This is a genomic window from Enterococcus sp. 9D6_DIV0238 (assembly GCF_002174455.2).
Classification (GTDB): Bacteria; Bacillota; Bacilli; order Lactobacillales; family Enterococcaceae; genus Enterococcus_L; species Enterococcus_L dunnyi.
On sequence record NZ_CP147246.1, the window covers coordinates 1,714,724 to 1,740,245 of the forward strand.

17 protein-coding genes are annotated in these 25,522 nt (G+C 38.9%); 9 read left to right on the forward strand and 8 right to left on the reverse strand.

What is annotated here, in order from left to right:
• Positions 1-102: 102 nt before the first annotated feature.
• Entirely contained in the window at positions 103-777 is a 675-nt protein-coding gene (gene pgmB / locus A5889_RS08045; protein ID WP_087640615.1) for a beta-phosphoglucomutase, read from the reverse strand.
• A complete protein-coding gene (locus tag A5889_RS08050; RefSeq protein ID WP_087640614.1) occupies positions 770-3,049 on the reverse strand; it encodes a glycoside hydrolase family 65 protein in 2,280 nt (759 codons plus the stop codon). Before A5889_RS08050 ends, pgmB begins: the two co-directional genes overlap by 8 nt.
• Before the next feature lie 245 nt (positions 3,050-3,294).
• Between A5889_RS08050 and A5889_RS08055 the strand changes: the two genes are divergently transcribed.
• From A5889_RS08055 to A5889_RS08065, 3 genes are all read left to right on the forward strand, one after another.
• The gene (locus A5889_RS08055; protein ID WP_087640613.1) at positions 3,295-5,481 is read left to right on the forward strand and encodes a PTS transporter subunit IIBC; all 2,187 of its coding nucleotides are present in this window, start codon (positions 3,295-3,297) and stop codon (positions 5,479-5,481) included.
• A 150-nt stretch (positions 5,482-5,631) separates the two neighbouring features.
• Entirely contained in the window at positions 5,632-6,462 is an 831-nt protein-coding gene (locus tag A5889_RS08060) for an endonuclease/exonuclease/phosphatase family protein (RefSeq protein WP_087640612.1), read from the forward strand.
• A 125-nt stretch (positions 6,463-6,587) separates the two neighbouring features.
• The gene (locus A5889_RS08065) at positions 6,588-7,220 is read left to right on the forward strand and encodes an SDR family oxidoreductase (protein ID WP_087641522.1); all 633 of its coding nucleotides are present in this window, start codon (positions 6,588-6,590) and stop codon (positions 7,218-7,220) included.
• A gap of 246 nt (positions 7,221-7,466) precedes the next feature.
• Here A5889_RS08065 and A5889_RS08070 read toward each other — a convergent pair whose 3' ends face one another.
• The 3 genes from A5889_RS08070 to A5889_RS08080 form a co-directional block, all read right to left on the reverse strand.
• Positions 7,467-8,306, reverse strand: a complete 840-nt coding sequence (locus A5889_RS08070; RefSeq protein ID WP_087640611.1) for a sugar ABC transporter permease — start codon at positions 8,304-8,306, stop codon at positions 7,467-7,469.
• A 5-nt stretch (positions 8,307-8,311) separates the two neighbouring features.
• Positions 8,312-9,667, reverse strand: a complete 1,356-nt coding sequence (locus tag A5889_RS08075; RefSeq protein WP_087640610.1) for a carbohydrate ABC transporter permease — start codon at positions 9,665-9,667, stop codon at positions 8,312-8,314.
• 107 nt (positions 9,668-9,774) lie between these two features.
• Complete coding sequence (locus tag A5889_RS08080) at positions 9,775-11,010, reverse strand: extracellular solute-binding protein (protein ID WP_087640609.1); 1,236 nt, start codon at positions 11,008-11,010, stop codon at positions 9,775-9,777.
• Between the two features lie 330 nt (positions 11,011-11,340).
• Here A5889_RS08080 and A5889_RS08085 point away from each other — a divergent pair, with 330 nt between their 5' ends.
• From A5889_RS08085 to A5889_RS08095, 3 genes are read left to right on the forward strand one after another with little or no spacing between them, the layout of a single operon-like run.
• Complete coding sequence (locus A5889_RS08085; protein ID WP_087640608.1) at positions 11,341-13,206, forward strand: glycoside hydrolase family 13 protein; 1,866 nt, start codon at positions 11,341-11,343, stop codon at positions 13,204-13,206.
• Positions 13,127-14,779, forward strand: coding sequence for a glycoside hydrolase family 13 protein (locus A5889_RS08090; RefSeq protein WP_087640607.1), 1,653 nt, complete (start codon positions 13,127-13,129; stop codon positions 14,777-14,779). The genes A5889_RS08085 and A5889_RS08090 overlap by 80 nt, the downstream gene beginning before the upstream one ends.
• Positions 14,772-16,439 (forward strand): alpha-glucosidase, encoded by a 1,668-nt coding sequence (locus tag A5889_RS08095; RefSeq protein WP_087640606.1) that lies wholly within the window; start codon positions 14,772-14,774, stop codon positions 16,437-16,439. The genes A5889_RS08090 and A5889_RS08095 overlap by 8 nt, the downstream gene beginning before the upstream one ends.
• Positions 16,440-16,532: 93 nt before the next feature.
• Here the strand turns inward: A5889_RS08095 and A5889_RS08100 are convergent, their stop codons facing one another.
• Together A5889_RS08100 and A5889_RS08105 are read right to left on the reverse strand one after the other, a co-directional pair.
• Entirely contained in the window at positions 16,533-17,072 is a 540-nt protein-coding gene (locus tag A5889_RS08100) for a hypothetical protein (RefSeq protein WP_087640605.1), read from the reverse strand.
• 113 nt (positions 17,073-17,185) lie between these two features.
• Positions 17,186-17,809, reverse strand: a complete 624-nt coding sequence (locus A5889_RS08105; RefSeq protein WP_087640604.1) for a GyrI-like domain-containing protein — start codon at positions 17,807-17,809, stop codon at positions 17,186-17,188.
• 153 nt (positions 17,810-17,962) lie between these two features.
• Here A5889_RS08105 and A5889_RS08110 point away from each other — a divergent pair, with 153 nt between their 5' ends.
• Entirely contained in the window at positions 17,963-18,847 is an 885-nt protein-coding gene (locus A5889_RS08110) for an AraC family transcriptional regulator (RefSeq protein ID WP_087640603.1), read from the forward strand.
• Positions 18,848-19,054: 207 nt separating this feature from the next.
• Here the strand turns inward: A5889_RS08110 and A5889_RS08115 are convergent, their stop codons facing one another.
• Positions 19,055-20,527, reverse strand: coding sequence for a lytic polysaccharide monooxygenase (locus A5889_RS08115; RefSeq protein ID WP_422389712.1), 1,473 nt, complete (start codon positions 20,525-20,527; stop codon positions 19,055-19,057).
• Positions 20,528-20,903: 376 nt separating this feature from the next.
• Between A5889_RS08115 and A5889_RS08120 the strand changes: the two genes are divergently transcribed.
• Entirely contained in the window at positions 20,904-22,367 is a 1,464-nt protein-coding gene (locus A5889_RS08120; protein ID WP_087640601.1) for a helix-turn-helix domain-containing protein, read from the forward strand.
• A 146-nt stretch (positions 22,368-22,513) separates the two neighbouring features.
• Positions 22,514-25,507 (forward strand): sulfatase-like hydrolase/transferase, encoded by a 2,994-nt coding sequence (locus A5889_RS08125; RefSeq protein ID WP_087640600.1) that lies wholly within the window; start codon positions 22,514-22,516, stop codon positions 25,505-25,507.
• Positions 25,508-25,522: the final 15 nt, after the last annotated feature.

Here is a 25,522-nt window from a genome sequence, read left to right on the forward strand (position 1 = left end):
GTTTTTAAGAACAAATCATGCCATCGTAGAAAATAATACCACATATCAGCAGCTCGTTGCTATCGTCATTTTAAGACTGTACAAATTCCTTGACCTAAGGACTTACTTCTCTTTTCTTTCTGTCTGCCAAACACTTGTCAAATACGCCAGCGTCAACCCTTCCGTTGAAGAAACTAATGCAATATCCTGTCCTAAATCTTCTTCACGACCTATCCCAACAGGTACCGCACCGCTTGCCACGATCGCTTGGATCCCCGCTTTAGCATCTTCGATTCCAAGGCATTCTTGTGCAGTTAAGCCAACTTCACTTGCAGCCAGTTGAAAAATCTCGGGGTCCGGCTTTCCTTTTTTTACTTTAGCCGGATCAGCGATCCCATCAAAATAAGGAAGTAAGGCCATTTTTTCTAGCAAGAAGGGGCCATTTTTACTAGCAGAAGCCAAAGAAATTTTAAAATTTTGCTCCTTCAATTGTTTCAATAACTCTAAAATGCCTGGATAAACATCTGTCGGACTCACATTTTGAATCATTTCTACATAGTATTCATTTTTCCGCTGCGCCAGTTCAGCAAACTGCTCTGGAGTATACACATCACTCCGTCCGCCGTGAGCCAGCATCAATTTTAAAGAATCTTCTCGACTGACACCTTTTAACTCCTCATTGAACGCGCGGTCAATAGTAATACCGATCTCTTTGCCCAACTGTTTCCAAGCTTGATAATGATACTCCGCTGTATCTGTCAACACTCCATCTAAATCAAACAACACACCTTTAAACATGTTCTGCCACCTTTTCCACCTTAACAACTACTTCATCTTCTAAACTTACTTGGTTTCCGTATAGTTTAAGTGATAATTTATCTCCGGAAACTAATGTTAAACGAACCTCATTTTGATCAACTGCTACATATAACAAGCGTCCGCGATAATTCACATGAAACGCATAGCTTGTCCAACTCTGTGGTAAAAACGGCGCGAAACTCAATGCCTCATTCGCTGTTTTCATTTGAGCAAACCCTTGAACGATTGCCAACCAGCTACCTGTCATGGACGTAATGTGCAAACCATCTTCTGTATCATTATTATAATTATCTAAATCTAAGCGTGCTGTTCGCTGATACATTTCCACCGCTTTTTCTTCCATCCCAAGCTCTGCTGCCAAAACAGCATGAATACTTGGTGACAATGATGATTCATGAACAGTCATCGGCTCATAGAATAAGAAATTACGTTCCTTCTCAGCTTGGGTAAAGCGTTCGCCAAAGAAATAGATGCCTTGCAATACATCTGCTTGCTTAATGAAGCAAGAACGTAAAATTCGATCCCAAGACCATTTTTGATTTAACGGCAGATTTTCTGGTGAAAGATCGCTGCTTGGCATCAAATCCTTATCTAAAAATGTATCATGCTGGACAAAAACACCCAATTCTTCATCAAACGGATAATACATATGCTCAATGATATCCTGCCATGAAGCTTGTTCTTCAGCTGATATTTCTACGGTTGTTTCTGTTTGATAGTTAAGATAATTTTCTAAAGTATACTGCAATACCCAAGTTGCGATAGTATTTGTATACCAATTATTGTTGACGTTATTTTCATATTCATTTGGTCCTGTGACACCATGAATCATGTATTTCCCTTTACGTTTTGAGTAATGTACACGATCTGCCCAGAAACGTGCGATTTCTGTTAAAACTTGTAAGCCTTCATTTTTTAGATAGTCACTATCACCTGTATAGTTCACATAATTGTAAATAGCATAGGCGATCGCACCATTTCTGTGAATCTCTTCAAATGTGATTTCCCACTCGTTATGACACTCTACTCCAGTAAAAGTCACCATTGGATATAAAGCACCTGCCAACCCTTGTTGGCGAGCATTATGCTTGGCTTGTTCTAATTGATTATAGCGGTATTTCAACAGATTTTTTGTTACTTCTGGTTTTGCCAATGCAAGGTATAATGGTACAGCATAAGCTTCCGTATCCCAATAAGTAGCACCGCCATATTTTTCTCCCGTAAAGCCTTTTGGTCCAATATTCAAGCGTTCATCTTCACCATAATATGTCGTAAATAACTGGAATAAATTAAACCGAATGCCTTGTTGTGCAGCTTCATCTCCTTCGATCGTCACATCCGCTAAAGCCCAACGCTCTTGCCATGCTTCATTTTGTTCTTGAAGAAGCTCCTCAAATCGTTTTGAACTTTCTTGTAATAACTGAACTGCTTTTTCTTGTTGTTGTTCTTCTGGAATATCACGACTTGTCAGGACAATGACTTGTTTTTCCAGCACAAGTGATTCGCTTTCTGATAGCTGCTTTTGGAAAATCTGTTGTATTTTCAACGCTTCTGCTTCTGAACCATCAGTATTCATCGTTGTGTTATGCTTCATAGCACCTGTCACAGCAAACTGTTCAATGCCAAAAGCATTAGGAATCGTGCGCGTTGTCAAAAAACCGATTTCATCAGTGAATCCAGTGCCACGAGCTTCCCAAAACATTTCATCATAGTTGCTATCTTCATTACGAACATCACCATCGATTTTTGAAAGGATTTGAATATCTGCACTTCCTTTAAGAACCTCAGCCGTTACTCGAATAACAGCTAATTCTTGTTGAACGATACTTAAAAAGCGCTCAAAACGGAATTTCACTGTTGCCTTGTCACTTTCTAAAATAAATGTTCTTGTCAATAAACCATTATGCATATCTAATTCTAGGTAAAAATCCTTAGGTTCTTGTACACCTAAATCTATAGCTTCCCCATTTACAAAAATATCCAGTGCGATAAAATCCATTGCATTGATCACTTTACCAAAGTAATCTGGATAGCCATTTTTCCACCAGCCGACTCTCGTTTTATCTGGATACCAAACACCAGCTAGATAGGTTCCTTGATGATAATCACCCGTATAGCGCTCTTCAAAATTCCCACGCATCCCCATATAACCGTTTCCTATAGATGTAAGAGACTCCTGCAAACGGCGTTCGTCACGTTCTAATTGGTGTGTTGAAATTTTCCATGGATCTATTTCAAATAGATGATTCATTTTGATTTCCTCCTAAACTCGTTTCATTTCTTAACACCATAATAAACGCAACCGATTGCATTGTCAATTATTTATTCATAAACTTATCTACTTTTCTCCTTACTATGCTCTTTTTATTGATTTATACTGATTATAACTTGTTCATAGAATTTAGATTCCACTTCGGGGTTTACAAAAATAAAAAACTATTTTATACTGATATCAACGAAAACGATTGCGTAAAAATTGCAAAGGGGAGAAAAAGAATGAAAAAGTTACTAAGTTTTGAGTTTTGGCAAAAATTCGGGAAAGCGCTGATGGTCGTTATTGCTGTGATGCCCGCCGCCGGTTTGATGATCAGTATCGGTAAAACAATCCCGCTGATCAATCCTGACTGGACTGCTTTAGCAACAACAGGAGGCGTGATCGAAAATATCGGTTGGGCTGTTATCGGCAATCTTCATTTACTGTTCGCATTAGCGATCGGCGGAAGTTGGGCAAAAGAACGGGCTGGCGGAGCATTTGCTGCCGGGCTTTCGTTCATCTTGATCAATCGGATCACTGGTTCGATTTTCGGTGTCACAAGTGAGATGCTAGCGGACGATAAAGCATTCACTCATACTTTATTTGGTACTAAGATCATGGTCAAAGGGTTCTTCACCAGTGTCTTAGAGGCACCTGCTTTGAATATGGGAGTGTTCGTCGGGATCATTGCTGGTTTTGTTGGTGCTATGGCCTTTAATAAATACTACAACTTCCGGAAATTGCCTGATGCTTTGTCATTTTTCAACGGAAAACGCTTTGTCCCATTCGTTGTTATCCTATGGTCAACGATCGTTTCCATCCTTTTAGCAATTATTTGGCCATCTATCCAGGCTGGAATCAATAACTTTGGTTTATGGATCGCACAATCACAAGATACCGCTCCGATCCTAGCACCGTTCTTATACGGAACACTAGAGCGTCTTCTTTTACCATTTGGACTTCATCACATGTTGACGATCCCGATCAACTATACACAATTAGGTGGAACATATGAAATCCTTTCCGGTGCACAAGCAGGAACGCAAGTATTTGGACAAGATCCATTATGGCTAGCTTGGGCAACTGATTTGGTCAACTTGAAAGGCGCCGGCGATATGTCTCAATATGATTTCGTTCTAAACAACTGGACTCCTGCCCGCTTCAAAGTAGGACAAATGATCGGTGCTTCAGGTATCTTAATGGGCATGACTGTCGCAATGTATCGTAATGTCGATCCTGACAAGCGCTCAAATTACAAATCAATGTACCTTTCTGCAGCATTGGCTGTCTTTTTAACAGGGGTAACTGAGCCATTAGAATTTATGTTTATGTTCGCTGCCGTACCACTTTATGTTGTATATGCAGTTATTCAAGGGGCTGCTTTCGCGATGGCAGATATTGTTTCGCTACGTGTTCACTCTTTTGGAAATATCGAACTATTGACACGAACACCACTTGCACTCAAAGCTGGCCTCGGAATGGATTTACTTAATTTCGTTCTTTGCACGATCGGATTTGGTGTATTGACCTATTTCATCGCAAACTTTATGATCAAAAAATTCAATTTTGCTACTCCTGGCAGAAACGGAAACTATGATAGTAACGATACTTCAAGCGATTCAGCAGCTACAAGCGGAGCAACAACGATCGATGGAATCGACCCTCAAATCATCGAGGTGATCCATCTACTCGGCGGAAAAGAAAACATCGTCGATGTCGATGCTTGTATGACTCGCTTACGGGTCAGCGTACACGATAAAGACAAGGTCGGAAATGAAGAGTCATGGAAAAAAGCGGGAGCTATGGGATTGATCGTCAAAGATAACGGTGTACAGGCAGTTTACGGACCTAAAGCGGATGTGCTAAAATCAGATATCCAAGACTTACTAGATTCCGGTGCTGTGATTCCTTCAATTCAACAAACACAAACCGAAACATCAACGGATGCTGCAGATACTACAAATTATCTTGGTATCACCAAAACACTGGTTCCAGTCGCTGACGGAACTGTGATCGCAATTGACGAAGTAGATGATCCTGTTTTCTCACAAAAAATGATGGGCGACGGCTTTGCTGTCATCCCGGAAAATAGCACGATCTATGCACCGATAGATGGTGTGATCAGCAGTATTTTCCCATCAAAACATGCTTTAGGGATCCAAACAAACGAAGGGATCGAAGTTCTTGTCCACATGGGATTAGATACAGTGGAAATGAAGGATTCTGCCTTTACGATTTCTGTCACAGAAGGACAAAAAGTAACTGCAGGAGATGTTATCGCTACTGCTGATTTAGCCAAAATCGAAGCAGCCGGCAAACAAACGACGATGATCGTTGTCTTCACGAACGGCGAAAAAATCAAACAATTCACATTAGACAAAAAAGGAAAACAAGCACCTGGAACACCCATTGGAAAATTAGCGATCTAACGACATCACCAAGAGGTTGGACCAGAAGTGTTCAACTCCTAGAAATAAGAAGAAATTACTTCTGTTTCCACCGTTTATTCGTTTTTAAAGGGACTGGATCGTAACTCGTAGAGTTATGTCTCAGTCTCTTTCTATAGAAAGAGGTAGACAATGAAAGTATTGACGTTAAACACACACAGCTGGATGGAAGAACGCCCTCTAGAAAAATTACAACAACTCGTAAAGCAAATTTTAGAAGACGACTATGATTTGATCGCTTTGCAGGAAGTCAACCAACGGATCGACAGCCAACAGGTTATCGATCCCCCTAATTTCCACCCTACGAATGATCAATTTGCTGTCCACGAAGATAATTTTGCTTATCTACTGGTTCAACAATTAGCAGAACAACATGCCACCTACCATTGGAGCTGGGCTTACAACCATATCGGTTACGATCTCTACCATGAAGGCGTTGCACTATTATCAAAGCAGCCGATCAAACCAGAGGCAGCACTTGTCTCAAAAGAACAAAATCCAGCCGATTACCGAAGAAGAGTTGTGCTGCTCGGTCAGACATCCGTTGGCGAACTGCCGGTCACCGCAGCAAGCTGCCACTATTCTTGGTGGACAGAAACAGGCGGCTTCGCGTATGAATGGCAGCAAACAGAAGCCATTTTAAAGCACTGTCCTTCACCATTGATAATCATGGGCGACTTCAACAATCCTGCTTCTGCCGCAGAAACTGGTTATGAACTTGTATGCAATAGTAGTTTACACTTACAGGATAGCTTTTTATCCGCCAAAAAAAGAACAGGTGAATTTACCGTAGAAAAAGCAATCGACGGCTGGGGCGAAAACCAAGAAAAACTTAGAATCGACTACATTTTCACTTCACCAGAATTGTCGATCGACCATTATCAAATTTTATTCGATGGTAAACAAACGCCGATCATCAGCGATCACTTTGGCGTAGCTGTTACAGTCGATCAAAAGAATTAAAAACATCTGTATCCAGTATTTTGAAGTTAGCATAAAACAAAAATATCGTTTTATGCTGATCTCTTTTTTTGTATAAAAATGCGTTCATACGTTACACTTGTGAAAAGAAGAAAGCAGTGATTTTAATGAATATCGTTATTTTCGGCGGCAGCGGCTTCATCGGAACCGCATTATGCAAAAAACTCATCCAACACAAGCATACTGTAACGAGCATTTCCCGTCATGGACGCCCCGACACCCTTACAGAGGAATGGACGAATTATGTACATTGGATACATTCCGATATTTTAAACGACACTGCGTGGCAATCAGCGCTCATCCATGCAGACTGGGTGATCGATGCTATCGGCATACTTACGGAAAAACCAAATAAAGGTATTACTTACGAGCGCTTTATCGTTGAACCCGTTCAGCGAATGTCAACTTTTTTAACTGCGCAACTACAACCAGCGAAATTTTTATTCCTATCTGCTAATGCTGCACCATTTCCACTAAAAAAATATATGTCAGCAAAACGTAAGGCAGAACAGGTGATTCACGAGCAGCATTTTCCATATACGATTGTTTATCCTAGCCTGATCATGGATAAACAACGCCCAACTTCTGTCATTGGCGGTAAAGCCATCTTATGCTTCAAGAAGTTGCCTATCTTTAAGCACTTCGTAAGAGACTATGATCCCATCACTAGAGAACAATTAGCGATGGAAATCACTAATATAGTTGAAGGCAGACAATCTTTTTTAACAGAACGACGGTAACAAAATAAGAGCGGGACAAAACTAAAAATTAGTTTTGTTTCGCTCTCTAAAACCGAATAAACGGCGAGAAAAAAGCACTTACTACGCTACGCTTCGATCACATCAACTTCTAAGCACTAAAGCACTAAGAGTTGAAGGCTTCGGAAATAAGCTGAAATTGCTGTAAAACACAACGAGAAACGAGTTGATGTGGTACAGTATCTACTTGGTTCTCTGAGCTAAACACTTTTGTCTCAGCCTCTCTCACTACCCTTTTACAGAACCACTTGTTATCCCCTCTACATAGTACTTTTGCATAAAGATAAACAGTAACGTGATCGGTACAGCGATCAACACACAGCCGGCAGTAAAAGTCATAAAGTATTGATCGATCTTGTCTCTCGTTTGCATCGTAAACAAGCCGATCGCAACAGTATACTTATTAACATTATCACCCAAAATGATTTTTGCAAAAATGAAATCCATCCATGGTGCCATAAATGCCATCAACGCTGTATAAACAATGATCGGTTTACTTAGCGGAAGTGTGATCTTAGTAAAAATCTCAAACTTACTCGCCCCATCGATCATCGCCGATTCATCCAACGCCATTGGAATCGTATCAAAGAACCCTTTCGCTATATAAAAGCTCAATGCCGCACCAGAGGAATAGACTAAAATCAACGCCAATAAACTTCCAGTCAAATTCATCGCTTTTAAAATATAGTAGACAGCGATCATACTCATAAATCCTGGAAACATATTCAAAACAAGCGCTAGCTTCAAAAACGGTTTTCTCGCTTTAAATCTCAGACGACTAAGCGAATACGCCATCGCAATCGTGATCAGCGTAGACAAAATACAACTGCAAACTGCAACAAACAGCGTATTTAAAAACCATTGTACAAATGGATACGTCGAGCTCGTCAGAAGCATCTTATAATTTTCAAAGGTAAATTGCTTTGGAATAAAGTACGTTACAAATGCCCCACCTTCACTACGAAAGCTTGTCAACACGATCCAAACGATCGGAAAAATCCAGACAATCGATAGTATCGTCAACAATGTGTAGTGAACGATCAACGTTTTTCTTTTTTTCGATTTCATATGCGTTACGCCCCTTCTGTTTTAAATGAGCTGCTTCGTGTATAAGCGATCAAGGAGAAGACCGCTGATAGAACGAAGATGATGATCCCAATAACCGAAGCTAAATTATAATCCGCTGCGGTGACTGTCAGTTTATACAACCACGTAACCAGCAAATCTGTTTCCCCCGCTGAATGATAATTGCTATTAGCAGGTTGTCCGCCAGTCAGCAGGAAAATCACATTGAAGTTATTGATATTTCCAATAAACTGCTGGATCAAGCTTGGTGCCATCACAAATAAAATTTGAGGAAACGTAATGTTTTTAAAAATCTGGAATTTATTAGCTCCATCAATTTCAGCAGCTTCGATTTGGTCATCAGGCAAATTAGTGATGATCCCTGTCGCAACTAGCATCGTTACTGGAATCCCAACCCACATATTTACAAAAATGACAGTGACTTTCGCTAATAGCCCGTCTGTTAGAAACGGAATCGGCTGATCGATCAACCCCCAGTTTTGCAACAGCGCATTGACCGGTCCTGATCCATTGAATAGATTAGCCATCAGTAACAAACTCACAAACTGAGGCACAGCCATCGTGATCACAAAAATCGTCCGCCAAACTTTTTTCCCTTTAACTCCTTTAGCGTTGATCAAAAGAGCTAATAAAATCCCGAAGAAAAAAGTCGTAGCTGTAGCCAGTACCGCCCAAATCAACGTCCAGCTCAGAACCGGGAAGAAGGTACTCGCAATATCTCCTGTGATCACATTCCCGAAGTTCGCAAAACCGACCCAGCTAAAAAGGTTTTTCGGTGGCAAATGATTATGATCATAGCTTGTAAATGCGATCGAAATCATATAAAGCAAGGGTAAAATCGTGAATGCCAACACACCTAACAATGGAATACTCATCAATGTCACATAAAATTTTTCATTCAGCAAACTACTTAAATCTTCTTTTAACGTCGGCAACGGCTTATTTGCTTCTTTTAGCACAAATATTTTACGGGCACTTCTAAGATTGACAAAATAAAGAAAAATAAAAAGGACAATAAGAATAATAGCTGCAATCCCAAACAACAGAAGCAGCATCGAGTTATCACCTGGTTGCTGCACTTCGATCCCCAATGTCTCATCCATGACCCAGCCTTGAGATTTTGTCCCCAAGGTTTGAAGCATTGAGAGCGCATGAAATCCATTCAGCACCAACCAAGCGATAAAACCAAGCTGTAACGCTAAAAAAAGGAGCCCTTTGACTATTTGACCATTCAGCAAGTTGGCCATTCCCATGAAAATAAAAGAGAATTTGATCGATTTATCCCCTTTTTTGAATAACTGTCTAAAACTAATCTGATCATCCTCTTTCGGTTTTAACTTCATCGTGATTCACATCCTGTTCTTTTTCACTAAACTTGGGCTAAAAAGAGGAGGAGTATGAAGCGAACATTTGCATATTCGGTCCATACTCTAAACCTCAATTATCGTTTTTATTTATCTGATTTACTTGTATCTTTCACAAGCTTGTCTAACTTAGGTAAATATTGGTCTTCAGAAATTTTGTCATTATACGTATCATTGATGACCGCTTCAACTGGTCCCCAGAACGAAACCATCGCAGGCAGTTTAGGCATCACAACCGAATGATCAGCGTCACTCATCATCATAACTGCGTTTGCTACATCATCTGCTTTTACTTTTTCATCTTCCTGTGCATCTTTATTCGCCGGCACAGTTCCATTTTTTTCAAATACTGTTAATTGATTTTCTTTACTTGTTAAGAAATCAGCTAAAGCCATTGCTGCAACGGGGCTCTTAGTTGACGCATTCACACCGAATAATTTAACACCTAAGAAGGCTTTTTGTTGCACATCGCCATTCCCTAAATCAACAGTTGGGTAAGGCGCAACAGCAAAATTATCGCCTAAAGCTTTTTCTACATCATTTTTAGACCATGGACCTGACAAGAATGCATCTGTTTTTCCATTACCGATATTTGATAATGCATCTGCATTTGATTGAACAACTCCCGGATTATCTTTTTGTGCACGAATCCATTTTAAGACCTGCACACCTTTATCATTGTTGAAATTCGTTCCATTGATGTCTTCACCATTCGCACCATACAATTCATCTCCGTTTGACATAAACAGCGGTGTGAAAATGTAGTTCGCTCCAGCTTCACCAAAGTTGGTTCCTAACTTCCCTTTAGAAGTCAGCGTTTCCCAGCTTTTCACATCATCTTCAGTCAATTTCGCTTTGTTATAATATAAAATTTGTGATTCTACACCATATGGATATCCGTATAATTTACCATCATAGGTTGCAGCTTCTACTGCACTTTCAGTACTATTTTCTTTCACGCTATCTTCATATTTTGTATTCGCATAAATAATTCCAGCGTCTACCATTTGTCCAAGTTGGTCATGAGGCATCATAAATACGTCAGCTGCAGCACTAGGATCTTTTTTCAAGTTTTCTTGCGCCGATGCAGATTCGCTTGGTTTGATCGTCACTTTCCAGTCTTTATGTTCTTTTTCAAATTCTTCAACTAAAGGTTTATACGTATCAACAAACGCTACATCCACCCACAACTTTATAGAAGCGTTTTCATTTTCTGCAGAAGTTTTTTTATCAGACGAACCTCCGCCACATGCTGCCAACATCACCGCAGCCGCTGCCATTGTCACACCTAATGCTAAAAGCTTTTTCGTATTTCTTTTCATCTTTTTGTTCCTCCCAGGAATTATTTAAATGATTGATCTATTCGCATTATGCAATCGTTTGCGTAAAAAGTCAAGTATAAATGTGCAAAAATTCGAAAAAACAATTTATAAGATACGAAATGCTTTTTAATAAGCTAGCTTAAAATCAGTTTAAAATGCTTTTTCTAACTAAAATCACCGAAATCAGGCTCTTCTCTTTGGTTAGTCTAATTTAAAAGAATAAAATGCAATCGTTTGCGAAAAATATATTGAAAACGTTTTTCTTATATGGCATAATATGGGTGATTTTTGAAAAATGTATTTTGTTAACTGTAGGAGGGAACAACTAAAATGAATACTGCCGCAATCCATCATCAACCCGAAAGTGAATTTGCCTATCTATATACCTTAGATAAAATGCACATCCGTTTAAAAACTGGTCGTGAAGATGTTAAAAACGTCTCCTTGATCAACGGAGACCCTTATCAGTTGGACCATCATGAGTGGTTCAACCAAACGATCCCGATGGAAAAATACTTATCAACAACAACACACGATTATTGGATCGTCGAAACATCTGCTTTACACCGTAGACTTAGCTACGCATTTAAAATCGAGGGAATGGATGGAAGCATTCTGTTTTACGGCGATCATGGTTTTTTCCCTTATCAAGAAGCAACATTAAAAACAGCAAATAACTATTTTAAACTACCTTATTTTCATGAAGCCGATCGTTTCAAAGCACCTCAATGGGTCAAGGAAACCATTTGGTATCAAATTTTTCCAGAGCGTTTTGCTAACGGCGATCTCAGCAATGATCCACAGGGGACACTGCCATGGGATAGTTCTATTTCTCCTAGTAGAGATGATTTTTTTGGCGGAGATCTGCAAGGTGTTTTAGATCATTTAGACCATTTTGTTGATCTTGGGATCAACGGGCTTTATTTTTGCCCGATTTTTCAAGCAAGCAGCAATCATAAATACGATACGATCGATTATTTTGAAATCGATTCCGCTTTTGGTGACAAAAAATTATTCAAAACACTGGTAGAAGAGTGCCATAAAAGAGGTATTCGTGTGATGCTGGATGCAGTGTTCAATCATATGGGCGATTTTTCACCGCAATGGCAAGATGTGATCAAAAATGGCGAGGATTCACCTTACGCACAATGGTTCCATATCCATAAGTTCCCTGTGACATATACACCGACTGCTGATTTTGAATTTTCTGATGATATTACTTACGACACATTCGCCTTCACACCACATATGCCAAAATTAAATACAGCAAACAAAGATGTACAAGACTATTTATTGAAAATCGCTCGTTACTGGATCGAAGAATTCGATATCGATGCCTGGCGTTTAGATGTCGCCAACGAAGTAGATCATCGTTTCTGGAGAAAATTCCACGATGTTTGTACTGAAGCGAAAGAAGATATTTATATTTTAGGAGAAATTTGGCATTCCTCTCAGCGCTGGCTGCAAGGAGATGAATTCCACGCTGTGATGAATTATGCCTTTACTGATGCTATTCTCTCTTATTTTGTTTACCAAACGATCCCTCTAAGCAAGCTTGTGTCAGAGTTGAATCATCAATTGATGCTATATAGAGAACAGACAAATCAAATCATGTTCAATGTATTAGACTCACACGACACTCCCCGCTTATTGACGATCGCTCAACACAATAAGAACTTGATGAAACAAGTCATGGCATTCACTTATCTACAAAAAGGAGTTCCTTGTTTATATTACGGAGACGAATATGCAATGGACGGTGGAGCCGATCCCGATTGTCGAAAATGTATGGTCTGGGAACCAGAGCAACAAGATCAGGAGATGTACAGCTTCGTAAAACATTTGATTGCATTTAGAAAAGAACACCAAACCTTACTATCTGAAGGCAAGCTTCGCTGGTTTGAGGTCGACGAACAAACAGGAACGATCGACTTCGCTTACGAATATGAAGGAACACGTTTACGCAGCATTTTCAATACTGGTGAACAACCTGTTTATGTAAAAAAATCAGATATTTTATTTTACAACCGAACACAACGGCTAGACCAAGATACTATCGAACTTGCACCATTCGGTTTTGCCTCATCACTTGAAATAGTAGAAAGGAATGAAAAAAATGGGACACATCAAAACAAACGCTCCTTGGTGGCAGGAAACAGTGGTTTATCAGGTTTATCCTCGCAGCTTCCAAGATAGTAACGGTGACGGGATCGGTGATCTACAAGGATTGATCCAACGCTTAGATTATTTAGAAAAGCTTGGGATCGGCGCCATCTGGCTTAGCCCAGTATACCAATCACCAAACGATGATAATGGCTACGACATCAGTGATTATGAGCAAATCATGGCAGAGTTTGGAACAATGGCAGATATGGAACAACTGATCAAGGAAGCAGACAAACGAGGAATAAAAATCATTATGGATCTCGTTGTCAATCACACGAGCGATGAACATCCATGGTTTATCGAATCTCGTTCTTCTAAGGACAATCCTTACCGCGATTTTTATATCTGGCGAGAAGGGATCGATGGACAGGCGCCAAATGATCTGGAGTCGACTTTTTTAGGCTCCGCTTGGCAATTAGATACACACACTGGCGATTATTATTTACACCTTTTCAGCAAAAAACAGCCGGATCTAAACTGGGAAAACGCCGCTGTCCGCAAAGCAGTTTATGATATGATGAATTTTTGGATCGACAAAGGAATCGGTGGTTTCCGCATGGATGTCATCGATTTGGTCGGAAAAATCCCTGATCAAAAAATCACAGGAAATGGTCCTAAACTACATGACTACCTCCAAGAAATGAATGCCGCAACCTTCGGCGGAAAGGACTTGTTGACTGTCGGAGAAACTTGGGGGGCAACACCCGAAATCGCTAAGCTTTATTCTGATCCTAAACGACATGAACTCTCGATGGTTTTCCAGTTTGAGCATGTCGCTTTAGATGAACAGCCCGGCAAAAGCAAATGGGATTTACGTCCGCTTGTCATCTCAGAATTAAAAAATGTGTTCAGCAAATGGCAAACCGAGCTCGGCAACCAGGGATGGAACTCTTTGTTTTGGAATAACCACGATCTCCCTCGTATCGTTTCCAGATGGGGCAATGATCGAGACTATCGCGTTCAAAGCGGCAAAATGCTGGCGATTCTACTCCATATGCTGAAAGGGACACCTTATATTTATCAGGGAGAAGAAATCGGCATGACCAATCGTGTGATCACGGACATTTCAGAAGCAGCAGATATCGAAAGTAAAAATATGTATGCGGATCGATTGGAAAAAGGCTACGCAAAAGAAGACATTCTATTATCCATCAATGCTAAGGGACGAGATAATGCTCGTACTCCGATGCAGTGGGATTCAAGTAAACATGCCGGTTTCACTACTGGAACCCCTTGGCTTGCAGTCAACCAAAATTATCCTGAAATCAATGTAGCACAGGCTTTAGAAGATACGAACTCTCTTTTTTATACCTATCAGCAATTGATCACTTTGAGAAAAAAATATCCGTTGATCGTGTGGGGAACATTTGAATTGCTCACAGATACAACGGAAGAGATTTTTGCTTATTATCGTCATTACAAAGAAGAAAGTTGGCTGATCGTCTGCAATTTTTCTGATCAAGAGCAACCATTTTCACTGGATATAAATGCAGAACAAACCATTATCGCAAATACAGACAAAGAGTATCACAGTCTTTTAAACAGAACGCTTGATCCTTATGAAGCATTTGTCGTCACGCTCGGAGGAAACCTAGATGCCTAACACAGCGATCGATATTCAGCGTCAACTACTGACTGAGAAAAGCACTTGGTGGAAAAACTCCGTCGGCTATCAAATTTATCCCCGTAGTTTCAAAGACAGTAATCACGATGGGATCGGTGATTTGAACGGTATTCACCAAAAATTACCTTATTTAAAAGAGCTTGGGATCGATTTTATCTGGATCAATCCAATCTACGCTTCCCCAAATGCAGATAATGGCTATGATATTTCAGATTATCAAGCTATTCATAAAGATTTCGGTACTATGGAAGATTTTCAATCGTTAGTAAAAGAAGCACATGAGTTAGACATAAAAATCATCATGGATCTCGTTGTCAACCATACGAGTGATCAGCATCCATGGTTTCTTGAATCAAAAAAATCACTGGATAATCCGTATCGCGATTACTACCACTGGGTCGATGCAACGCCGGAACAGCTGCCGAATGACTGGCAATCCTTTTTTGGCGGTTCGACTTGGACATATGATGAGACAACTAAACAAGCATACTTTCATGTATTTGCGAAAGAACAGCCGGACCTAAACTGGACAAATCCTAAAGTTCGTCACGAAATCTACCAAATGATTCGCTGGTGGTTGGAGCTTGGGATCGATGGCTTTAGAATCGATGCCATCAGCCACATCCAAAAAGAAGCTTGGGACTTTAAGATTACCGATAACCAGTGGGCGCCATTTATGAATGTTGCTGGTATCGAAAACTATTTAGCTGAGCTTAGAGCGATTTTCAATGAGTACAACGTGATGACTGTTGGTGAAGCTAGCGGAGTGCCCCATTCTGAAGCTTCAGAATGGACAGGAGATCATGGCTATTTCAATATGATTTTTGAATTGGAGCACTGTCAGCGCGTAGGTGAATTGGGCAGTCAAAAAGGTTCGATTTTTCATTTGAAGCATTCGCTGAATCAATGGCAAACAAGTTTAGCAGATGATGGTTGGAATGCATTGTATTTAGAAAATCATGACACACCTCGCAGTGTTTCCGTTTATGGAGATGATTCACCAGAAGCTGCGAAGGCACTGGCGACTGTTTTACTGCTGCTAAAGGGAACACCGTTCATCTACCAAGGACAGGAACTAGGAATGACGAATTTCCCTTTCAGCTCTATCGAAGAAATCGATGCAGCTGATACGATCCATTTTTATCAGACGTTGCTGACGGAAGGAAAGACGACAAAAGAAGCACTGAATATCGCAATCAATTGGTCAAGAGATCATAGCCGTACACCTTTCCAGTGGGATGAGTCACTATTTGGCGGCTTTTCTACGGTGACACCTTGGCTGAAGGTAAACCAAAACCACCAACTGATCAATGCAACGCAAAAAGATGTAGAAACAAACAGTGTATTCCACTATTATCAACAATTGATCCGTTTACGGAAAAGCACAGAGGCACTTATCTACGGCGTATTTACTTTACTGTTGCCTGAACATCCAACTGTTTTTAGCTATACTCGTACGACAGAAACGGAAAGCTGGTTGATTTTAGTTCAACTGGACCAAAACCAAATAACAGTCACATTTCCTGATTCTTGGGAAACTGCTGGTTGGGAGGAAGTATTGACGAATACAGAGTATAAACCACTTGCTCATAAGATGATTCTGTCGGATTATGAAGCTCATGTTTACCGGAAAGTATAAAATAAAAATAAACAGCTTGAGAGCTTCACTAGCTCTCAAGCTGTTTATTTTTATTCTTGTAATTTATCGTCTATCAAGTAAAGAACATCAGGTTTATTTACGATGAAAAACGATGCTATTACTTAATTCATCAGTCTCTGGTGAATAAGTATAAATAAAGGGCTGTGGATTACCTGGGTTTGCCACACTATCAATATCCCAATAAATGGTATATGTATTTCCACTCTGAGAGAAATCAGTGACAGCATACGTTTGACCATTTGAAATAATCGTGTTCTCTGTTATCGTGAATTCAATATCTACTTCATCATTGTTCCCCATCCAAGTTCCTCTTAGCGGTGCAGGTGTTACCGCATTCACATCCACACTTTCATTTACCTCAGAACTATCAATAGTAACACTTTCACTTGAATCATTGGCCACAGCTGAATCAGAATGCTGATCTAAAGGCAGGGCCTCATTCATTTGTGACGATATACTCGATGATTTCGATGATTTTTCCTCTATCTTTTTTTGTTGTGTAGTTTGCGAACTTTGTACGCTAGAAGAGCTAGCTTCTGTTTCCTCTTGCTTTTCTCCAGAACAACCTACTAAAAATAATACTGATAAACCAACGATCCATGTTTTTTTCATACTAAACACTCCTTTTCATCCGCAACCAAATTGTAACACAAAAGAAATGTTTATGTAACAATGTTTTTTTAAGTTTCTTATAAGATCCTATATTTGCATTTATATCTATTCGTTTATTCCTCTAAAAAATACCGCAAAACAGTTTTCATTTTTTCTGGTGCTGATTTTCTTGGATCAGATAAATAGATTTCCCGATGATCCAGTCTTCTTTTTTTCAGCTGATGCTCCTCGCAATACTTCGCCATGATCTCAAAGGTTTTTGCTTCATCATCGTAAGGCCCGACATGCAGCATTTGCAAGGCTCTGCCATCTTCGATCGTTTCAAATTTTACGTGTCGATTATTCGGATTCGGTTTCTTCTCAGAGATTTCCGTCAGGTTTTTTAATGCCAGTTCTTCTGTAACAAATTCCGGTTGACGGATCATGATCTTATAAACTAGATCTGCTTTGTCAAAATTTCTCCCTTCTGCGATAGCTTCATCTGACATCGTCCAAATCCCTTCCAGCGGGTATACTGTGTATTCAAAATAACCTTCCGGTGTGACTCCTCTTTTCGGCATCATGCGGATACCGTAAGACATTGCATAAAGCGCTGCTGTTTCTTCACTGAATCGCTCACTATTCGGGTCACCTTTGCCTGTGATCGTATAAAAATTTTGTTTTGGCACTGTGATTTCTGTTGGTTTTGCTTTCGGTAAATAAAGTTCTTTTTCTTGTTTACGCCATTCATATTTCATTGATTCTCTCCTTTGTTCTTTTGATTATAGTATAAACGTTTTGACTTATATAAACCAATCATCCTTAAAAAATACACTCTCTCTTTTTTGGGCAGAGAAAGTGAGGTAAACTAAAGCTAGAATCGTTAGACTAAAGGTAGGAGTTGATTAGATATGGAATGGGTTACTCGACTGGAACAAACATTGACGTATATTGAAGATCATTTGACAGAGGAAATAGATGTAGCTAAGTTAGGAAAAATCGCGTATTGCTCTTCTTATCATTACCAACGCGTATTTTCTTACATGGTAGGCGTACCTTTAGCAGTCTATATTCGGCGGCGAAAATTATCATTGGCTGGTGTAGAATTGCAGCAAGGAGCAAAAGTGATCGATGTGGCCATTAAATATGGCTACGAGTCACCGAATTCATTTACCCGAGCTTTCAAAAAACAGCATGGCATCACACCTTCTGAGGCACAGCAAGAAGGCAGTCGCTTGACTTCTTTTCCTAGAATCAAATTCCAGATTACGATCAAAGGAGATGTAGAGATGGAATATCGGATCGAAACAAAAGAGGCCTTTCGTGTAATCGGCGCACAAAAAGAATTATCTGCAAACATAGAGGAAAATTTTGCTGAAGTACCGAAGTTTTGGCAGCAAATCAGTATGGATGGCACACTCAATTCAATGCTGCCTATGATGAATCAAGAACCTAAGGGGGTTTTAGGAATCAGTGCAGGTTTTGATGGAGATATGAGTGTAGACAGTGATCTAAAAGGAAGTAAAGGAATGTCATACTACATTGCTGTTGCGAGCGATCAGGCAATTTCCGGCAAGCTCGTTGAATACATTGTCCCATCATTTACTTGGGCGATTTTTACTGGACAAGGAGCTATGCCGCATGCCATTCAGGAGTTGGAGAAACGGATCGTGACTGACTGGCTGCCAAGCTCTGGATATGAGTATGCAAATGGTCCTGATATCGAGCTTTATCTGGATTCTAATCCAAATAATGCAACGTTTGAGGTATGGCTTCCAGTGACGAAAAAAGAGTAGCCGCACGAAAATAAGGATGAGACAAAGGTCGTTTAGATTTGGGTAATACAAAAACCAAACAATACTCTTTTGTACCACTTGGCTTTTGCGAAATCGCCGAAGAAACTGACTTTTGGCCACCGTTTATTAAGAAGTAGAGTCCAGAACAAAACTAGAAAATAGTTTTGTTCTGGACTCTTTTAAGTTAATTATGCTCAATGATTTAGATTATACAAGTTCCCACACAGAAGACGCTCCTGGTTGGTCACCTTTTGTCCAATGTTTCGCTTGATACGTTTTCCCTTGGAAGGTTACTTTTGAACCGCCATCATAAGCTTTATTTACATTCCATTCTGCAACTTGGTTCGGAAGGAGTTTCCACACATCTGATTGATCAGGCTGATTTCCTTTCGTCCACCATTTTGCTTCATATTCTAAGCCTTCATAAAACACGCGATCTCCAGTATCATAGATTTTATCTGCTTCCCATGTCGTGATTTGGCCACTAGCCTCTTTAGTTGTTACAGAAAATGCTGCACTTTCTTCTGACACATTCCCGCCAAGACTGATTGCTTTAACTGTATATGTGTATGTTGTTTCAGCTTTCAACCCTGTATCTTTGAAACGAGTTGCTGTTGTTGTCGCTACTTTTTTGCCATCACGATATACATCATATTCTTTAACACCCAAAAAGTGTGCAGATTTTGTCCACATCAAATCGACTGAATTTGCCGTTGTTCCCATTGAATGAAGATTTGTCGGTGCCGTTGGTTTTTCCTTATCTTCTATTGTTGATGATTGCGTAGTTACTTTCACTGCTGTACTTTTCTCAGAGACTTTTCCATTTGTACCTACAGCTTCCACTTGATACGAGTACGTTGTGTCCTCCGCTAAATTTGAATCATTAAATTGTGTGCCGCCGACTGTACCAACTTTTTTACCATCACGGTAAACATTGTACTCTTTTACATTGGATACAGCACCCCACGTTAGCTTCACAGTGGAAACTGTCACTTCTGATGTTTTTATATTCGTTGGCTTCGCAGGTGCTTCTTCTATAGGTGGCGTCGTTCCCTCTGAGCTCAAGTTTAAATCGATCACATTATAAAATGCATTAGGAGTATCCGCTACATCCCAAACAGCTAATACAACGTGGTATCCTGTATGATCGCTTGGAATCGTCACTTGATGAGATCTGTTATTGGTTGCAGTCGATCCATCATGCTTGATTTCGCCGATCAACTCCATATTTTCTCTCGCTAATGGTTTTTCTGGGTTCCAACCGTTTTTAGTGATATAGTAATGCCACTTTGATGTAGAATGTGGTGCTGTATATGTCCAAGTAAATGTATTTACACCTGTTTTTGCTTCTTGTTTTTTCCAACGATCGACACCAGTACTATCTAGCACATAATCTCCTATCTGACCAAGTCCTCCATCCGCTGATGCTATACGTCCATCAGCAGGTCCTTGTTGCGGAAATCCTTTAAGCGCTTCTAATGATTGTGGATTAGTGATCACGTTCCCGTACTTATTAAACGCTTCAGTCCATCCCAATGTATTACGATCTAACACCCCCTGATAACCTCGACTTACCGGGCTTTCAACATATCCATGTGCATCTGCCTCAGCAGCAAACAACACACTCGCCCCACCTAAAGCAACCGCTGCTATCATTGTCCATCCTGTTAACTTGTTCATAATTTTCCTCCATTCATTTTTTTGCCATCAATTGGCTCATTCCTAGTGTAAAGACTCTGAGCCAAACAAAAAGATCATTTAAGGGAAAAAAAACGACAGATTTGACCTTTTTTTAGTTTTTTATATCCAAGTAAGGCTTTCCATACAGATTGGAAATTAAATAACGTTTTTTATTTAAAAAAAGGATCATATTTTTCTCTTCAAAATAAAAAATTGAACCGATATTTTAATAACCATTTCAATAATAAGTTGTTTAAACCCAAATACTATCTAGACAAATTGGTATATTTAGAGTTAAAATAATATTATAATGAAATTTAGTTCAAAGCATGATGAACAATTATAAAAAAACAAAGAATAAGAAAGTGATGATATCATGAAGGCTATTTTCTCCTCTCGAACCAGACGCCAATTAGAACTATTAGAACTCCTAGCAGATGCGGATTGGATCACTTTTCCAAGAGCCTCCGAAATCTTGAATGTTCCTGTAAAAACCCTCAAATCAGATATTATTGAACTAGAAGCGCTCTTAACACCAACAACCATTGAAACCTCAAAAAAATACGGATTACGTCTAGCAACAAATCTTGACTTCTGTATATCAAGTATTTATCAGAAATTCTTAAAAAACAGTATTGAATTTCAGCTGATCGAAAAAATCTTTTTACATAATTTTTCCACTATTATCGATTTGGCTGACGACCTGTACATCAGTATTTCGACGATCAAACGAATTGTTCAACGAGTCAACCAGCAGCTTCAATTAGAAGGCTTTACGATCAATTTGAAGAAAATGCAGTTAATTGGCGACCCACATAGTATTTGTAACTTTATGCACTGTTACTTTCAAGAACGATACGGTGTAGCAGAAAAACTTTTGACAGCTGCTCAGCTTGCTTCTTTAGACCAAGTTGGTTTACAAATCGTTAAACAAGCTCTTCCTGGCCGTAAATCTTACAGGATGTATTTCTCTTTGTTGAATCGTTTGCGGCTTTATACATATACAGTAATCAATCTTTTAAAATACAATAACGAAAATCAGTTCTATGACGTTCCTAAAAAGGTGTTTTCGATCCTCGAGGATACACATGCCTGTAATGAATTTTTTGCCCAGTTTCAATTATCCCTAACCCCTAAAACTCTGAACACATTTTTCTTCTTGTTCTTTAGTAATGACTATGTGGATTCTCTTGAATCTGCAAAGAAGTTGATCAAAAGCGATCATCAAGAACGGCTTAAATATCAAAAAATCATCCATTTAATTCGTGAAATCGAACGCAGGATGGACTGTGAGTGTCATAATTTCGAAGCTATTTTTTTACAACTTTATAATTTGGATTGCATGACTCATGGACGGACATATATCCTATACGATCGTAATAAGGAGTTCTTTCTAGGCGTTAAAAATCTATATGGACATTTACCGACAGAAATTATCCATTCACTGCAAGCAATCTTCTATTCAAATCCTTATAAAGAATACATAGTTTATGAATCTATTTCGATGCTATTTACTTATTGGCCAAATTTGTTAGATCGACTAGAAGCCTCGACACCAACATTAAATGCCTGCCTTTTATTTGATATCAGTATGGAGTATATGCAGATGCTGTCCGAGCGGATCACCTATTATTTAAGAGGCCGTTTCTCCTGCACACCAATTCGTGTGACGACACTTGCAGATGTTGAAAAATCTTTATCCGACTATGATTGTGTCATTACAAACATTCCTGAAATTCAAACTGATACCGTACCGATAGTGATGATTCCTTTGATTCCTGACGCCCAAAGTTTTGATAAACTAATGCTGGTCTATGAGGAACATTTCAAAGAAAGCTAATCTCTTTTATCTATCTTTTCAGTGCTTTTTATATATGTATTTTATTGTAAAAGCACATATTCTACGGTACTATAGATTGAGATCGATGATACAAGTTCTTCGTTTGGAACTTGTATCATTAAACATGTATATGGCAGGTGTGTATTTTGACAGAAACAAAATCTAGAAATTATGATGTCTTACCTATTTTAGCGGCTTGTCTTTTGATTATCTTACAGCGGGTGTTGCTCTCTGCAGTTGAGATACCTCAATATGCAACAAATCCTGGACGTTTTTATATTTATTCATTTATGAAAGTCATTGCAGGAGCAGGCTTAAATCTGATCCCTTTATATATGGGGTATCATTACCAAAAAATTTACCGAAAGAATGTATTTAGCTATTTAAGCCGATTCTTTCTACTCTATCTCTTTATCGGATTATGCAGCAATGTCTTTTTTTATATTCGTTCTTCTGCATTGAACTTGCATGATTACTGGTTAGGATTCTTTCCGATCAGCCAAAACTATTTTATCTATGCTGTTTCTTGTGTACTATTGTTTTGTAGCACCCCATGGTTGGTCAAATGGCTGGAACAAGTTTCACCTAAGTTATTGAAGAACCTCTTTTTTGCTTTAACATTGCTGTTCGTCATTTTCCCAACCTTATTCAGTAAAGATTTATGGGGATTTCAAGAGGGGCAAAATATTATCTGGATTTTCTACCTATTCTTTTTAGGTTATATAATCAAACAGTTCAACTGGATCAATAAATTGAAATTCAGCTTTTTGCATCTTGCTTTTAGTGTAGTAATCCTTGGTGGGTTGATTCTACTGATGACTCAAATTTCCTTGATCGTCAGAGGTGATGCCTCTACTGCTAATCGTTTTTCTGTACCCTATTCTTTATTTTCTATGTACTATACGCTTAGCCTGTTCATCTTCTTGCAATGGCTGTCACAAAAAATGGCTTTACGAGTAAAAGGACCTATTCTTTCCACAAGTTTGATTACTACGATCGTTCTTGCCTATTGGCCATTGATCAGCTATCGAGTAACCACTTACGAAAAGAAATCATTCCCAACTTCCGGCAAAGCTTGGCTTTTGAATATTTTTGAGTTTGTAGGAATCTATATACTCGCAGCTATTCTATTTACTTTAGTATGTCTCTTGCTGCAAAAAACATGGCCTTTCAAAAAAATAAATAATTATTTAGCCTTTAATTCCTTGTCTGAACTATCTCAAAAGCTCCGTGCTGTAAAAGAATGGCTCTATAAAAAAAGAGCAATTTTCTATGTCGGTATTTTCTTTTACTTCTTTACCTTCATACAAATCTTCTTATTAGAAAAAAAAGAGGGCTGGAAGCAAACCATCCAAGTTGCGCTTAAGGTATTTACTCAGCGTCAGTCTATTTTAGTTTTGACTACATTTATTATTATGGCTTTCTTTTTATTATTGTTATTACTTACAAACCGTTTTTGGTATGTTTTTTCGATTACATTGGTTATCGATTTACTACTCACCGTTTCCAGCGTACTGAAAGTCACACTTAGAGAAGAACCTGTTTTTCCTTCTGACTTAAAAATGCTGAATAGTATTTCTGAATTATTGGCGATGGTCAGCCCAATATTGATAGTAGCTGGGATTATTATCGTGATTTTCTTAACCATTTCCAGCATTATTATCCAACGGAAATTACAACATCGCTATGCCCTTAAATTTAATTGGAAGAAAAGAGTCGTTGGAATTCTGACGTTGCTTGTTTTACTTTCTGGTGTCTTTTTTATTAATCACAAAAATTCACCTTCTTATCTTCTTTTCAACCTGTTTAGAGTGAATAAGACATTCTTTAACCAAGGAGATGCTGTAAGAGAAAACGGACCGATCATTCAGTTTTTGAACAATATAGATATTGAGATCATGCCAGAGCCAGAAGGGTATTCTAAAGAAAAAATCGAAGAGATCATGAAGAAATATGATGAAGAAGCAGAAAATATCAACAAAACAAGACATGACTGGCTAAACAACCAAACACTGATTTTGAATTTGAGCGAGAGCTTCAGTGATCCTTCACGATTACCTAATGTCACTGTTTCAGGTAATCCGATTCCTGAAATTTCACAGATCAAAAAGGACACTACGAGTGGTCTGATGCTGTCGTCTGGCTACGGCGGCGGTACAGCAAATATCGAATGGCAAGGCTTGACCGGTTTGGATATAAGCAGTTTATCGCCAACATTAGTTACACCTTATACTCAGCTTGTCGATAGCCAACAGATCAGTCCAAATATCACAAATCTATTCGATGAAAAAATCGCGATCCACCCTTTTACCGCTTCTTTATATAAACGAAAAGAAGTATTTGAAAAATTTGGTTTTGAACAATTTTACTACGTTGACAGTCCTGACAAATTGACTTATACAGATAAAATCGCTAGAAATAGATATATTTCAGATGAGTCTGCTTATAAAGAAACACTCAAAGCATTACAAAGTAATACTGAAACCACTCAGTTTATTCAGCTTTCAACAATGCAAAATCATATGCCTTATGGTGATTTTTACGATCAAAATGACTTCAGCTTTGAGGGAACTGCTGTAATTGACAGTAAAAAACACGAATTAGTAACATTCATGCAGGGTCTGAATTACACAGATAAAGCTGTCAAAGAATTTATAGAGGAACTAGATAAAATTCAAAAACCAATCACATTTGTCTTTTATGGCGATCATTTGCCTCCTCTATACAGTGGAAATGACATGAAAAAATATGGTTTGGAGCATCATGAAACAGATTACTTTATCTACAGTAATGCTTATAGTCGTGAACAGATGCAGAAGCTAAATAAAAAAGTTGTTTCTCCAAATAATTTCTCTGCTTTAGCATTCGAACAAGCAAATATCAAAGTCACACCGTTTTATGCGTTACTAACACAAGTTGCAAACGATCTTCCCGCAGCAACGATCGATCCTGTATCAAGTGTTTCAAACCGTTATAATGGTAAACAGATTTTCGTCACTGATAAAAATAAGATGATTTCTGAAAATGAATTGACTAAAGCCCAGAAAGAGATTTTAGCTGATTATAATTATATCCAATATGACCTAACTGCTGGTGAACAATATTCAGCAAAATGGGCCGAACAAAAAATCGAGTCTTAGATAAAAAGGCAGCCC